The organism is Lentzea flaviverrucosa, assembly GCF_003350445.1.
Classification (GTDB): Bacteria; Actinomycetota; Actinomycetes; order Mycobacteriales; family Pseudonocardiaceae; genus Lentzea; species Lentzea californiensis.
Genome location: NZ_QQAU01000007.1, coordinates 265,194 through 278,956, shown reverse-complemented (window position 1 = coordinate 278,956; position 13,763 = coordinate 265,194). Strand labels below are relative to the sequence as shown.

General features: G+C 71.0%; 10 protein-coding genes. 8 read left to right on the top strand and 2 right to left on the bottom strand.

Annotation, left to right across the window (positions count from 1 at the left end):
• Positions 1-116: 116 nt before the first annotated feature.
• The 5 genes from DFR72_RS23465 (at position 117) to DFR72_RS23445 (ending at position 6,678) form a co-directional block, all read left to right on the top strand.
• Positions 117-947, top strand: a complete 831-nt coding sequence (locus tag DFR72_RS23465; protein ID WP_245983394.1) for a patatin-like phospholipase family protein — start codon at positions 117-119, stop codon at positions 945-947.
• Positions 948-1,070: 123 nt separating this feature from the next.
• Positions 1,071-2,753: a glycosyl hydrolase family 8 gene (locus DFR72_RS23460; RefSeq protein WP_211335500.1), complete on the top strand. Its 1,683-nt coding sequence runs from the start codon at positions 1,071-1,073 to the stop codon at positions 2,751-2,753.
• A 118-nt stretch (positions 2,754-2,871) separates the two neighbouring features.
• Complete coding sequence (locus tag DFR72_RS23455; RefSeq protein WP_090065235.1) at positions 2,872-4,563, top strand: glycosyl hydrolase family 8; 1,692 nt, start codon at positions 2,872-2,874, stop codon at positions 4,561-4,563.
• A gap of 95 nt (positions 4,564-4,658) precedes the next feature.
• The gene (locus DFR72_RS23450; protein WP_090064882.1) at positions 4,659-5,963 is read left to right on the top strand and encodes a serine hydrolase domain-containing protein; all 1,305 of its coding nucleotides are present in this window, start codon (positions 4,659-4,661) and stop codon (positions 5,961-5,963) included.
• 7 nt (positions 5,964-5,970) lie between these two features.
• A complete protein-coding gene (locus tag DFR72_RS23445; RefSeq protein WP_090064881.1) occupies positions 5,971-6,678 on the top strand; it encodes a MerR family transcriptional regulator in 708 nt (235 codons plus the stop codon).
• A 17-nt stretch (positions 6,679-6,695) separates the two neighbouring features.
• On the opposite strand, the gene DFR72_RS23440 is transcribed toward DFR72_RS23445, so the two are convergent.
• On the bottom strand, positions 6,696-7,760 hold the full coding sequence (locus tag DFR72_RS23440) for a class I SAM-dependent methyltransferase (RefSeq protein WP_090064880.1): 1,065 nt from the start codon (positions 7,758-7,760) through the stop codon (positions 6,696-6,698).
• A gap of 89 nt (positions 7,761-7,849) precedes the next feature.
• Between DFR72_RS23440 and DFR72_RS23435 the strand changes: the two genes are divergently transcribed.
• The 3 genes from DFR72_RS23435 to DFR72_RS23425 all read left to right on the top strand — a co-directional run bounded on the left by DFR72_RS23435 (position 7,850) and on the right by DFR72_RS23425 (position 12,281).
• The gene (locus tag DFR72_RS23435) at positions 7,850-8,704 is read left to right on the top strand and encodes a DUF5829 family protein (protein WP_245983392.1); all 855 of its coding nucleotides are present in this window, start codon (positions 7,850-7,852) and stop codon (positions 8,702-8,704) included.
• A 40-nt stretch (positions 8,705-8,744) separates the two neighbouring features.
• A complete protein-coding gene (locus DFR72_RS23430) occupies positions 8,745-11,240 on the top strand; it encodes a helix-turn-helix transcriptional regulator (protein ID WP_090064878.1) in 2,496 nt (831 codons plus the stop codon).
• Positions 11,241-11,303: 63 nt separating this feature from the next.
• A complete protein-coding gene (locus tag DFR72_RS23425) occupies positions 11,304-12,281 on the top strand; it encodes an alpha/beta fold hydrolase (protein WP_090064877.1) in 978 nt (325 codons plus the stop codon).
• 6 nt (positions 12,282-12,287) lie between these two features.
• On the opposite strand, the gene DFR72_RS23420 is transcribed toward DFR72_RS23425, so the two are convergent.
• A complete protein-coding gene (locus DFR72_RS23420) occupies positions 12,288-13,607 on the bottom strand; it encodes a M28 family peptidase (RefSeq protein WP_245983391.1) in 1,320 nt (439 codons plus the stop codon).
• Positions 13,608-13,763 lie beyond the last annotated feature (156 nt).

Here is a 13,763-nt window from a genome sequence, read left to right as displayed (position 1 = left end):
TACGAGGCCGAGCGTGGCAGGCGCGAGGCCCGTTGCAGCGCTTCTCGGCTTCGCCGTCAAGGTTACCAACCACGACCATGGACCAGGAACCCGTCCCACTCCATAGGATGGCCGCTGTGACTGGAGAACGAGCGTTGGTGCTGGGCGGCGGTGGCGTCACCGGAATCGCCTGGGAGACAGGGGTTCTGCACGGACTGGCGGAGCAGGGCGTCGACCTGACGGGTGCCGACCTGTTCGTCGGGACGTCCGCCGGGTCCGTGGTGGCGGCGGAACTGGCGGGAGGTGCCCTGCTCGCGGACCTCTACGCGGGCCAGTTGGTGCCGCCCGACGGCGAGATCCCGGCCCGTCTCACTTCGTGGATGATCGTCAGGTACGCGCTTTCCTACGTGATGCCGGGAACGCCGGCGCGCAAGCGGGCCCGCCTCGGACGTGCCGCGCTCAAGGCCCGCACGCCGTCCGAGGAGTCCAGGCTGGCGGTGTTCGACTCCCGGCTGTCCACGAAGGACTGGCCGGAGCGCCCGCTCAAGGTCACCGCCGTGGACGCCGCGAGCGGGAAGTTCGTGGCGTTCGACCGGGACAGCGGGGTGCCGCTGGTGAAGGCGGTCGCGTCGAGCTGCGCGGTGCCGCTGGTGTGGCCACCGGTCAGCATCAACGGCAGCCGGTACATGGACGGCGGCATGCGCTCCGTGGCGAACGTCGACCTCGCCGCCGGGTACTCGCGGGTGGTGGTCGTCGCGCCGTTGACGCGGTCGGCGAGTCCTGCCGCGACGCCGGGCGCGCAGGCGGCGAAGCTCGGGGTGCCGTCGATCGTGATCAGCCCGGACCGTGCCGCGCTGGCCGCGATCGGCACGAACCTGCTGGACCCGGCCCGGCGCAAGCCCGCCGCGGAGGCGGGGTACGCCCAGGCCGTCTCGATCGCGCAGGCCGTGCGCGAGGTCTGGGAGTAGCTCCGCAACCGGTTCCGGCTCAGATGACTGGTCCGCACCTCTTGTCCGAAGTTGACCGGCCCGCCTATGGTCGCCGCGATCGCCCTTTTAGGCAGGTTTGTTAACCATTGGTTGGAGGTGGTTGTGGACAGACGATCGGCGTTGGCGGCGGTGAGCGCGGCCGGGCTCGTGATTGGTCTCCTGGTGGCGGGGACGACCAGTGCGACGGCCGCGGACCCGCTGGTGTCGCAGGGCAAGGCGGTCACGGCGTCCTCTGTCGAGGGTGCCGGGCTGGAGGCGGCGAAGGCCGTGGACGGCAGCACGACGACCCGGTGGGCCTCGGCGGAGGGCAGTGACTCCGAGTGGCTGCGGGTCGACCTCGGCTCGGCGCACGCGGTCAGCCGTGTGCGGCTGAACTGGGAGGCCGCGTACGCCAGGGGCTACCGCGTGCAGACCTCTCCGGACGACTCGGCGTGGACGGACGTGTTCTCGACTGGCACCGGTGACGGTGGCGTCGACGACTTGACGGTGTCCGGCACCGGGCGGTATTTGCGCGTCCTCGGCACGGCTCGTGGCACGCAGTGGGGTTACTCGCTGTGGGAGCTCGAGGTCTACGGCGTGGCCGGCGGCACCCCGCCGACGACCACCACGACGACGACGACCCCGCCCTCGAACGGACTCGGCTACGCGTTCGGCAGCAGGAAGACGCCCTACGCGGCGGGCATCCTGCGGCCCTCCGGCGCGACGTCCACTCTGGACGCCGCGGTGGTGGACTACTACCAGCGCTGGAAGTCCGCGTTCGTGCGGCAGAACTGCGGCAACGGCTGGTACCAGGTGATCTCGCCCGATGCCGACCACCCGTACGTCGCCGAGGCGCAGGGCTACGGCATGGTGATCACCGCGCAGATGGCCGGGGCCGACCCGGACGCGCGGAAGATCTTCGACGGCCTGGTGAAGTGGAAGATCGACCACCCGTCCTCCATCAACCGCGATCTCCTCGCGGCCGAGCAGGACGTGAACTGCCGCAGCGTTAACGGCGGTGACGGCGCCACGGACGGCGACATGGACGTGGCCTACGGGCTGCTGCTCGCCGACCGGCAGTGGGGCAGCACCGGCACGTACGACTACAAGCAGCTGGCGATCAGGCACGTCAACGCGATCAAGGCCAGCGAGGTCAACCCGTCGACGAACCTGCTCAAGCTGGGCGACTGGTCCAGCGCGGGCGACCAGTACTACTACCTCTCACGGTCGTCGGACTGGATGACCGACCACTTCCGGGCGTTCCGGAAGGCGACGGGGGACGGGGCGTGGGACACGATCCGCGCCGCGCACCAGAACCTGATCGGGCAGCTGCAGCAGAACTACGCGCCGAGCACCGGTCTGCTGCCGGACTTCGTGGAGAACACGAACTCCTCCCCGCGCCCGCCCGCCGGGCAGGTGCTGGAGAGCGTGAACGACGGCAAGTACTACTGGAACGCCTGCCGCGTGCCGTGGCGCATCGGCGCGGACGCGGTGACCAGCGGTGACTCCCAGTCGCTCGCGGCGTCGCGCAAGCTCAACACGTGGGTGAAGTCCAAGGCGGGCGGCAACCCGGCGAACATCGCGATCGGCTACCAGCTCAACGGCACGCAGCTCTCCGGTGGCAGCGCGGCGGCGTTCTTCGCGCCGTTCGCGGTGGCGGCGGCGACCGATCCGGGTAGCCAGGCGTGGCTGGACGCGTTGTGGAACAGGATGCTGCAGACGCCGATCGACGGCGGCAGCTACTTCTCCGCGAGCATCCAGTTGCAGGTGATGATCACGGTCACGGGCAACCACTGGGTGCCCTGACCTGCACTGTCCGATCGCGCAACAACTGGTCGGTACCTCTTGTCGAGGTGCTCTGACCTGCATACCGTCGCCAACCACTCGCATTGACAGCTTTATTAACTAATTGCTGGAGGCGGTCGTGGGCGGCAGAACGACGGCGTTCGGGGCGGCCGGGCTCGTGCTCGGCCTCCTCGTCGCGGGAACGACCATCGCATCGGCGGCGGACCCACTGGTCTCCCGCGACAAGGCGGTGACGGCCTCCTCCGTCGAGGGGCCGGGGTTCGAGGCGGGCAAGGCGGTCGACGGCAGCACCGCGACCCGCTGGGCCTCCGTGGAGGGGCACGACCCCGAATGGCTCCGGGTCGACCTCGGCTCGGCGCACACGATCAGCAGGGTGAAGCTGAACTGGGAGGCCGCGTACGCCAGGTCGTACCGCGTGCAGACCTCTCCTGACGGCTCCGCCTGGACCGACGTGTACTCGACCAGCACCGGTGACGGCGGCACCGACGACTTGACGCTGTCCGGTTCCGGCCGGTACGTGCGCATTTACGGCACTGCTCGCGGCACGGCGTACGGCTACTCCTTGTGGGAGTTCGAGGTCTACGGCGTGGGCGGTGGCACCCCGCCGACGACCACGACGCCGCCGACGACCACGACGACGCCGCCTTCGAACGGCCTCGGCTACCCGTTCGGCAGCAGGCAGACCCCGTACGCGGCCGGCATCCTGCGCCCGTCGGGCAGCACGTCCACTTTGGACGCCCAGATCGTCGAGTACTACAAGAGGTGGAAGGCCGCGTTCGTCAAGCAGAACTGCGGCAACGGCTGGTACGAGATCATCTCGCCGGACGCCGACCACCCGTACGTCGCCGAGGCGCAGGGTTACGGCATGGTGATCACCGCGCAGATGGCCGGCGCCGACCCGGACGCGAAGAAGATCTTCGACGGTCTGCTGAAGTACAAGCTCGCCCACCCGTCGGTCAACAACCCCGACCTGCTGGCCGCCGAGCAGGACAGCTCCTGCAAGAGCGTCAGCGGCAGCGACAGCGCGACCGACGGCGACATGGACACCGCCTACGGCCTGCTGCTGGCCGACCGGCAGTGGGGCAGCAGCGGCACGTACAACTACCGGCAGCTCGCCGTCAGGAACGTCAACGCGATCAAGAAGAGCCTGGTCAACCCGAACACGAACCTGCTGCTGATGGGCGACTGGTCCACCTCGGGCAGCAGCAGGCAGTACTACGGCTCCCGCTCCTCCGACTGGATGTCCGACCACTTCCGGGCGTTCCGGAAGGCGACCGGCGACTCGGCGTGGGACACGATCCGCACCAAGCACCAGGACGTGATCGCCACGCTGCAGTCGAAGTACGCGCCGAGCACCGGACTGCTGCCGGACTTCGTGCAGGACACCAACTCCACGGTGAAGCCCGCGGTCGGCGAGATGCTCGAACGGGCCGACACCGACGGCAAGTACTGGTACAACGCGTGCCGCGACCCGTGGCGCATCGGCGCGGACGCCGCACTGACCGGTGACACCAAGTCGCTGGCGGCGGCCCGCAAGATGAACTCGTGGATCAAGGGCAAGACCGGCGGTGACCCCAACAAGATCGCGGTCGGCTACTCCCTCGGCGGCACCCAGATCGAGAGCGGCAGCGACGCGGCGTTCTTCGCGCCGTTCGCGGTCGCGGCCACGACGGACGCGGGCAGCCAGGCGTGGCTGGACGCGTTGTGGAACAAGATGCTGAACACGCCGGTCGACACGAACACGTACTTCGGCGCGAGCATCCAGCTCCAGGTGATGATCACGGTGTCCGGCAACCACTGGATCCCGTGACCCCTCCGCCCTGCCGCCGCGCTGAACGCGGCGGCAGGGCGGTTTCCCCGAAAGGGGTTGACCTTGACCCGGGGTCAAGGTTCGAGGGTAGGGGCATGGACAACGACTTCATCGCCCGGACCGCCGCCCGCTTCGCCATCCCCGGCGCCGCCGTCGCCGTCTTCCACGAGGGGCGGGAGCACTACCTCAGCCACGGCGTGACCAGCGTCGAGAACCCGTTGCCGGTCAACGAGGACACGCTCTTCCTCCTCGGCTCGGTCACCAAGACCTACACGGCCACCGCGATCATGCGGCTGGTGGCCCAGGAGCGGGTGTCCCTGGACGCGCCGGTGCACGAGTACGTGCCGGAGCTGCGTCTGGTGGACGGCCGGTCGTTCACCGTCCGGCAGCTGCTGAACCACACGTCCGGGCTCGACTGGGGCACGCTGGTGGACACCGGCGAGGGCGACGACGCTCTGGCCCGCCACGTCGGTGAGCTCGCGACCCTGAAGCTGGTCGGGGCGGCGGGGGAGCGGCCGTCGTACAGCCAGTCCGGGTTCAACCTGGCCGGGCGCATCATCGAGAACGTCACCGGGCAGACGTACGAGCAGGCGGTCACGTCGTTGCTGCTGGAGCCGCTCGGGCTCGGCAACACGCACTTCGACCGGGACGCGGTGATGACCCGCCGGTTCGCCGTCGGTCACGAGAAGGGTGAGATCGCGCGGCCGTGGCGGCACTGGCGGGCCGGCAACCCCGGCGGCGGGATCGCGGCCTCTGTGGCGGATCTCCTCGCGTGGGCCCGTTTCCACCTCAGCGACGGTGACGGAATCGACTTCACGGAGATGCGGAAGCCCACGGCGTCGTTGCGCGGCAGCAACCTGGGTGACGCCATCGGGGTCGGCTGGTTCCTGCGCGAGATCGACGGCGTGCGGACGATCGGGCACGGTGGCTCGTCCAACGGGCAGTTCGCCGAGCTGCTGATCGTTCCCGAGCGCGGCTTCGCGGTGGTGTCGGTCGCGAACCAGGGGCCGGACGGCATCCCGTTCAACCAGGCGGTGGTGCGGCGGGCGCTGGAGGACCACCTCGGCGTCGTGGACCGCGACCCGGAACCGTTGCCGTACAACGCTTCGAAGGCCGCCGAAGTTGCAGGTGGCTACGGCAACGACTCGATGGTGATGACCATCGACGACACCGGGTCCGGGCTGGTGCTGGAGGTGCTGATCCGGCCGGAGATCCGGGCGTCCGCCGAAGTGGAACTGCCGGCCGACCACGCGCCGTTCCCGATGGGGCTGCTGCCGCGCGACGAGTACGTGATCACGGACGGCGCGTTCGCCGGGCAGCGGGGGTTCTTCAGCCGCAACGCTTCCGGTGAGGTCACCGGCGTCGATCTCGCCGGTCGGACGTTCGGCCGGGTGCGATGATGGCGCCATGATCACGATCGGTCAGCTCGCCCGGTACGCGGGCGTGACGATCAAGGCGGTGCGGCACTACCACAAGGTCGGGCTGCTGCCGGAACCCGAGCGCGACCACTCCGGCTACCGGCGCTACACCGCCAGGGACGCGGTCGGCCTGGTCAAGATCCGCACGCTCGCCGAGGCCGGCGTGCCGCTCGCCCGTGTGAAGGAACTGCTCGCGGCGGGGGAGGAGGAGTTCGCCTCGTCGATCACCGAGATCGACGAGGCGCTGCACCGCCGTGAGGAGGAGGTCCGGCAGGCCCGCGAACGGGTGGCGCGGCTTCGGGCGGGCGACGCGCTGTTCGTGAGCACGGAAGCCGCCGCGATGCTGGACCTGTTGCGGGAGCTGGGAGTCAGCGAGCGGGGCGTCCGGATGGAACGCGAGGTCTGGGTGCTCATGCAGGCCGTCGCCCCGGACGAGGCGGCGGTCTGGCTCGCGGACAAGACCGAGTCGCTCGCCGACCCCGAGTTCCAGCGGATCTACCTGGCCTACGACGAGGCCTTCGGCTTCCCGGCGGAAGATCCGCGGCTGCCCGCGCTGGCACGGCGGGCCGCCGTCTGGCTGGAGCGGCGGCCCGCGATGCCGGCGGCGGATCCGGAGGTCAGCGCGCTGGCCATGGCGGCGGCCGGTGCCTCGTCACCGGCCTGGGACCGGATGGCCGCGCTGAGCCGGACACTCTGACCGGCTTCAGGACGTGCCTAGAACAGCGTGCGCAGGAAGGCCGGCCCGCCCTCCTCGGCGTTCAGCCCTTTCTCGACGAACGCGATGTTGTGGTGGAACGAGATCCCGCTGATGTTGCGTTCCAGGTAGGAGCCCTCGCCACGCGGATCACGCACCTCGGCCCGGTTCAGTCCATCTACAAAGGACTTGAGCATCCCCATCGACGTGCCGGCGGTCGCCTCGGGGTGGCCGCCCCAGCTCGGCCAGTACGCGGTCTGCAGGTCCTCCACGACGTAGAGGCCGCCCGCGCGGACGTGCGGGAACAGCGCATGGAACGAGGTCCGCACGTGCTCGTTGAGGTGGCTGCCGTCGTCGATGACCACGTCGAACGGTCCGAGTTCGCGGCCCAGGCGGTCGAGGAACGCGGCATCGGACTGGTCGCCCAGCACGGTCATGATCCGCGGGCCGCTGACGTTCTTGCGCGCGATGTCGAGGCCGTGCACGAGGCCGCGCCGGAAGTACCGCTGCCACATCCGCAGCGAGCCGCCGCCGCGGTCCGGGTCGTCGTAGCCGCCGATACCGATCTCCAGCACCCGCACGGGCTCGTCGCGCAGACGGGCGAAGTGGCGTTCGTAGTGCTGCGTGTACCAGTGCAGGTCGCCCCACTTGTCCGAACCGTGCTCCACGGCCAGCTCGCCCAGGTCCCGGTCGCCCGGCTTGAGCGCGGACAGGAGCTCCTGGACGGACCGCGCGACGCCCTTGCGGTCCTGGAACCACCCGGCGATGCCGCGTTCGTCGAGATCGGGGTCCGGGGTGGTGACGGCGAGGCTCGGCCAGGGCCGGGCGCCGGTGCCGTAGAGGCCCCTGACGGCGTCGGCCAGGTCGAGCGTGATCACCACTTCGGCGTCCGGGCACAGGTGGGCGGTGGTGCGGCCGTCGAAGTTCAGGTCCAGGCGGACGGCGTGCTCGCCGGTCTCCCGCAGGACCTCGGCGGTGACGGCCTCGGGCGTGAGCCTGCGGATCGTGTCGTCCAGCAGGTCGCGTCCGGCCGTGGCGGCCTGCAGCAACGGGGCTAGAACCGTCCACCGGGCGGTGTCGAACACAGGGTTCCCCTCGTCTGGCTTGAGTCTGGCTTGAGCGTGTCCGTTTTACGATCGAATGCATGGGGATCCGACGAATGTCTTGCATTATCTTGGCCGTTGTTCTGGTCGTGTCGGGTGCGGGACCGGCACAGGCGGGAGCGCGGCAGTTGTTGTACTACAACCACGCATGGGGAACGCTCGACCGAGCCACCGCGGACGCGGTCGAGCACTCGCGCTACCTCAAGGACTTCGCGGATCTCGAGGTGCGCACGACGACCGGAGCGGACGGCAAGGTCTGGACGGGGCGTTACCTGCGCGGCCGCGAGACCTACATGGAGATCTTCGGGCCGGGTGACGTGCCGGGCAAGGACGGTGAACCGGGGTCCGCCGGTCTGGGGCTCTCCACCGAGCACGACGGTGACATCGAGAAGCTCAAGGCCAGGCTGCTCGCCGCGGGCGAGAAGCCGATCGACTTCCTGCAGACCCGCGACTTCGGCGACGGCAAGCCGGTGCCGTGGTTCGACTCGCTGTTCCTGATCGAGGAGTACGAGAGGTTCGGCGCCTGGGCCATGGAGTACCGCGACGAGTACATGGACGACCCGCGCAGCAAGGTCGGGCCCGCGCGGTTCCCGGGCGACGTGACGCGTCAGCGCTACCTCCCGGACGTGTACGAGGACAAGATGATGCGCGACGTCACGCTCGTCCGTCTCGCCGTCACCGCCTCGGACCTGGCGGACACCGTGCCGTTGCTGCGCGCCGGCGGCTTCTCGCTGCGGACCGAGCCAGGCTCGGTCGTGGCCACGCGCGGCGGCACCACGATGCGGTTCGACGAGGCGCCGCCGACGCGGATCGGGCTCAAGCGCGTCGAGTTCGCGCTCAACCGCCCGGTCGCGAGGCACGTCGAGGAGCTCGGCACGTCCACGCTGGTGGTGGGTCCGGGCAAGCGGGCGGTCTGGACTTTCTGACACCCTGGTCCACACGGATCAACGAACGGGGTGTCGGCGGGTGTCGCTGGTCGGGCGGGATCGGGAACGGGAGCGGCTGGCCGCGCTGACGGCCTCCGGCGGGTCGTTGCTGGTCACCGGTGAGCCCGGCGCAGGCAAGTCGGCGCTGCTCGCCTCGCTCGACGGTCACCTGGTAGTCGGGGTCGAGGCCGAACAGGACCTGCCCTACGCCGGACTGCACCAGGTCCTGCACCCGTTCCTCGACCTGCCCTCTTTGCCCGGCGCGCGGCGTGCGGCGCTGGAAGTCGTCTTCGGACTGTCCGAGGGCGCGCCGCCGCCCGTGCACCTCGTCGGGCTCGCCGCGCTGGACGTGCTGAGCGCGGCGCGGTCCGTCGTGCTGGTCGACGACGCGCACTGGCTGGACCGGGCGAGCCAGGACGTCCTCGGGTTCGTGGCCCGCCGGCTGTCCGGCGCCGCCCTGGTCGTGGCCGCCCGGACGCCGGTGTTCGCGGGCGTGCCCACGCTGGTCCTGGAACCGCTGGCCGCCCCGGAGGCTGCCGCGGTCGTCGACGCCGTGGCGCCCGGCCTGGACGCCGGACGCCGCTCGTGGGTGCTCGCGCAGGCGGCCGGGAACCCGCTGGCGCTCACCGAACTCCCGTTCGGTGGCGACTCCCTGGAGGAGACGTTCGCCGCGCGTGCCTCGGCGTTGCCCGCGGAGGTGCGGTCGGCGTTGCTCGTGCTGGCCCTCGGCGGTGCGTGCGGCACGGACCTGACGCCTGCCGTCGAGGCGAGGCTGGTCGACTCCGCCGGCGCGTTCCGGCACCCGTTGATCAGGGCGGCGGTCGTCCGCGCGGCCGGTGCCTCAGAACTCCGCGACACCCACCGCCGCCTCGCCTTCGCGACCGAGGAACCGGACCGGCGCGCGTGGCACCTGGCCGGTGCCACGACCGGTGCCGACGAGAACGTGGCCTGCCTGCTGGAGAAGACGGCGGACCGGGCGCTGCGGCGCGGTGGCGCGGCGGCCGCGGTGAGCGCGCTGGAGCGGGCCGCGGAGCTGGGTGACGACGGCGAACGGGCCCGGCGGTTGTTGCGGGCGGCCGAACTGGCTGCGGAGGCGGGACGGCGCGACGACGTCGAGCGCATCCTGCTGGACGTGCGCGGCTTGGACCTCACGGCACGGGAGCGCGCGCTCGTGACGTGGCTGCCCACGGCGTTCGACGATGGTGTGGGCGAGGGCGTGGCGGGGCCCGGCGAACTGGTCGGGCTGGCCGAGTCGGTGGTGTCCGACGGCGACGTCGAGCTGGGCCTGCGGATCTTCTGGAGCGTCGCGATGCGGTGTTTCTGGGTCGAACCGGGGGCCGCCGTCAGGGAGCGGATCGCCGCTGTCGCGCGCCGGCTGCCGATCGACCCGCACGATCCGCGCATGCTCGCGATGACCGCCTACGTGTGTCCGGTGCAGCAGGGTGACGCGGTGGTGGCCGGGCTGCGCGGCCGTGCGGTGACCGACGACCCCGCCACCCTCCGCCTGCTCGGCAGCGCCGCGCTCCAGGTCGGCGCGTTCGCCGACTCCGTGCGCTTCTCCGTCGCCGCCCAACCGGGTTTCCGGGCGCAGGGCCAGTTCGGACTCCTCGCCAGGGCTCTGGCCGTGGAGGCGTGGAGCCGTACCCGCCTGGGGGACATCGCCGCCGCCGAACCGGTGGCCCGGGAAGCCGCCCGCCTCGCCGAGGAGACCGGCCAGCCCTACATGCGTGGCCTGGCCGCCGCCGTCCAGGCCGAGATCGCCGCCCTGCGCGGAGAGTACGAACGGTCCGCCGAACGGTCCGCCGAAGCCGAACGCGCCGGCCTGGCGGCGGGCGCACGCCCGGTCTTGGCCACCGTCCAGCTGGCCAGGAGCCTCGCCGCACTGGGCGAGGGCCGTTACGCCGACGCGTTCGCCGCCGTCCGCCGCGTCCACGACCCGGCCGATCCCGCACACCAGCTGGCCCTGCGCCGCTACGTGCTGCCCGAGCTGGTCGAGTCCGCGGCCCGCAGCGGCAACGCCGACGAGGCCCGCAAGCTCGTGGAGGAGCTCGACACCACCACCCGGTCGCCCGCGCTGGCGTCCGGCCTGAGGTACGCGCACGCCCTCCTGGCGGCGGACGACGAGGCCGAGGCGTTGTTCGAGGCGGCGCTCGACGCGGACAGCTCGCCCTGGGACCGGGCCCGCGTGCAGCTGGCGTTCGGCGGGTGGCTGCGCAGGCAGCGCCGCGCGGCCCACGCCCGCCCGCACCTCAAGGCGGCCGCGGAGGCGTTCGAGGCGTTCGGCACCGCGGACTGGGCGGAACGGGCCCGCGAGGAACTGCGGGCGTCGGGCGAGTCGCGGGGCGGCAACGGCGAGCTGACCGAACACGAACTGACCATCGCCCGGCTGGCGGCGGACGGCCTGACCAACAAGGAGATCGGGGAGCGGCTGCACCTGTCGCACCGGACGGTCAGCACCCACCTGCACCGGATCTTCCCCAAGCTCGGCGTCACGGCGAGGGCGGAGCTGCGGCAGGCGCTGGCGGACTCCGGATGACGTACCGCGCCACCGTCACCTGACGCTCGCGACCCGCCACGCGCGCGTCCTACCGTCGATCCCATGATCAGCAGGCGACAGTTCTCCCAGGCAGTGGCCGTGGCCGGCCTCGCGGCACCCCTCGTCACCGCGACCGCCCACGCCTCCCCGCCGTCCTGGGGCCCGATCAAGCAGGTCAGGGCCGGCCTGCTCGACATCGGTTACGCGGAGATGGGCCCGGCGGACGGCCCGGTCACCGTCCTGCTGCACGGCTGGCCGTACGACATCCACAGCTTCGCCGACGTGGCACCGGCACTGGCGGCGCAAGGACAGCGCGTCCTCATCCCGTACCTCCGCGGCTACGGGCCCACGCGGTTCCTGCACGCGCACACGAAGCGCAACGGCCAGCAGTCCGCGCTGGCCAGTGACGTCATCGCGTTCCTGGACGCCCTGAAGATCCGCAAGGCGACCGTCGCCGGGTTCGACTGGGGCGCGCGGACGGCCTGCATCACCGCGGCGCTCTGGCCGGAACGCGTCCGGGCGCTCATCTCGGTCAGCGGCTACCTGGTCGTGAACCTGCGGCAGAACCAGGAACCGCTGTCACCGCAGGCCGAACTCGGCTGGTGGTACCAGTACTACTTCGCGACGGACCGTGGAGTGAAGGGCTACGAGCAGAACTCCTACGAGTTCAACAAGCTCATCTGGAAGCTCGCCTCGCCCCAGTGGAACTTCGACGAGGCCACCTACGCCCGGAGCGCGGTGGCGTGGAAGAACCCCGACCACGTCGCGATCGTCATCCACAACTACCGCTGGCGCCTGCAGCTCGCGCAGGGCGAGCACCGCTACGACGGGCTCGAGCGCGAGCTGCAGGCCAAGCCGGTGATCAGCGTGCCCACGATCACGATCGCGAGCGACTTCGACGGCCCCAACAAGGACGGCATGGCCTACCGCGGGCAGTTCAGCGGCCGTTACGAGCACCGCGTCCTCGACGGCATCGGCCACAACGTCCCGCAGGAGGACCCGCGGGCGTTCACCAAGGCGGTGCTCGACGTCAGCTCGTGAGCCGCACTACTTCTGGCCGGCGAGCCGGTACGCCGCCGAGCCGATCAGCTCCAGCGACACCTGCAGCCGTTCCAGGCTGATGTTGTCGCGGATCGTGTCCTCCGGGGTGTGGTAGATCGGCTCCAGTTGCGCCGGCCCGCCCTCGCCGCGCCAGCTGAAGTTCGCCGACGCCATTCCCTTCTCGTGGAACGGCACGTGGTCGCTCGACCCGCGCGCCACCGGTCCGTGCACCCTCGGGTCGTAGCCGAGCCTCTGCGCGGCGGCGCGGACCCCGGCCGTCGTGGCGTTGTCGGCGCCGTCCACGGACAGCAGCCAGTACGCCGTGGCCGGGTCGTGGCTGGTGGCGACCATGTCGTTCTGGAACACGCCCTTGATCCGCGCGATCTCCTCGGGCGGGAGCTGCGAGACGTAATGCCGCGACCCGAGCAGTCCCTGTTCCTCCGAGCCCCACAACGCGAACCGCAGCGCCTTGTGCGTGGGCAGGTACCGCAGGACGCGGGCCAGTTCGAGGCAGAGGACCGTGCCGCTGCCGTCGTCGTTTGCGCCCGGTGAGCCCGGCACCGTGTCGTAGTGCGCGGTGACCATGACGACCCCGTTGTCCCGCCACGGGAACGTCGCCGGCCGGTCCGCGATCACGTTGTAGGACGTGAGGTTCGGGTGGTGGACCGTGCTGATCGTCAGCTCGCCGGAGCCCTGCGCGCGCAGCTTCTCGGTGTGCACCTGGGCGAGGCCGATGACCGGCACGGTGACGTCGCGGTCGAGCGTGGGGGAGAAGGCGCTGGACTTGTTCGCCGTCGCGGAGATCCGGCCGAGGACCACCGCCACCGCACCGCGTTCGATCGCCGCGTGCGTCGGCGCGGAGCCGGCGGGGGCGTTGACGTAGAACGCGATCTTGCCGGTGAGATCGGGCAACACGCCGTCGGTGACCTCGACGAACGGGGCCTTGACGGTGACGCCGAGCGAGCCGGAGCGCGAGGCGCCGGCCTGCCAGCCGCCGTTGACGTCGGCGAGGTACTTGTCCGGCACGGTGAACGGCTGCGTCGTCACCTGGTACCGCAACGCCTTGAGTTCGCGGACGAGGAAGTCGCGCGCCCGGTGCTCCGACGCGGTGCCGCCGATGCGCGGCCCGATCCGGTCGCTCAGGACCTTGAGGTGTTCGAGCGCGTTGCGCGCGCGGACCCTTGCCACGACGGGGAAGTCGCCGAGGTCGAGGTCCGGCAGGTGCGAGGCGCCCGGCCGCTGCTCGCCGGCCGCGAGCGCGCTCGCGGGGTTGGCCACGACGGCGGCCACCCCGGCCGCCGCCGCGAAGAAGTCACGTCTGCGCAAGTCGTCCCCCAATCTCCCGAAGTTCTCCGGGCGAACGTAGGCAGGACGGCGGGCGCGGGACAAGCGACGAAGGCATGTATCGAAGTTTGGTTCGATGAGAGTCGCGCTTGAGGTGGTTCCTGGTGGTGCGGCCGAATGGCCCGCATACCGGTGTTG

What these genes read in the sequence shown, in the direction of transcription:
- DFR72_RS23450 (WP_090064882.1), top strand. Translation starts at nt 4,659, where the DNA reads ATGGACAACGACTTCATCGCCCGGACCGCCGCCCGCTTCGCCATCCCC.
- DFR72_RS23445 (WP_090064881.1), top strand. Translation starts at nt 5,971, where the DNA reads ATGATCACGATCGGTCAGCTCGCCCGGTACGCGGGCGTGACGATCAAG.
- DFR72_RS23425 (WP_090064877.1), top strand. Translation starts at nt 11,304, where the DNA reads ATGATCAGCAGGCGACAGTTCTCCCAGGCAGTGGCCGTGGCCGGCCTC.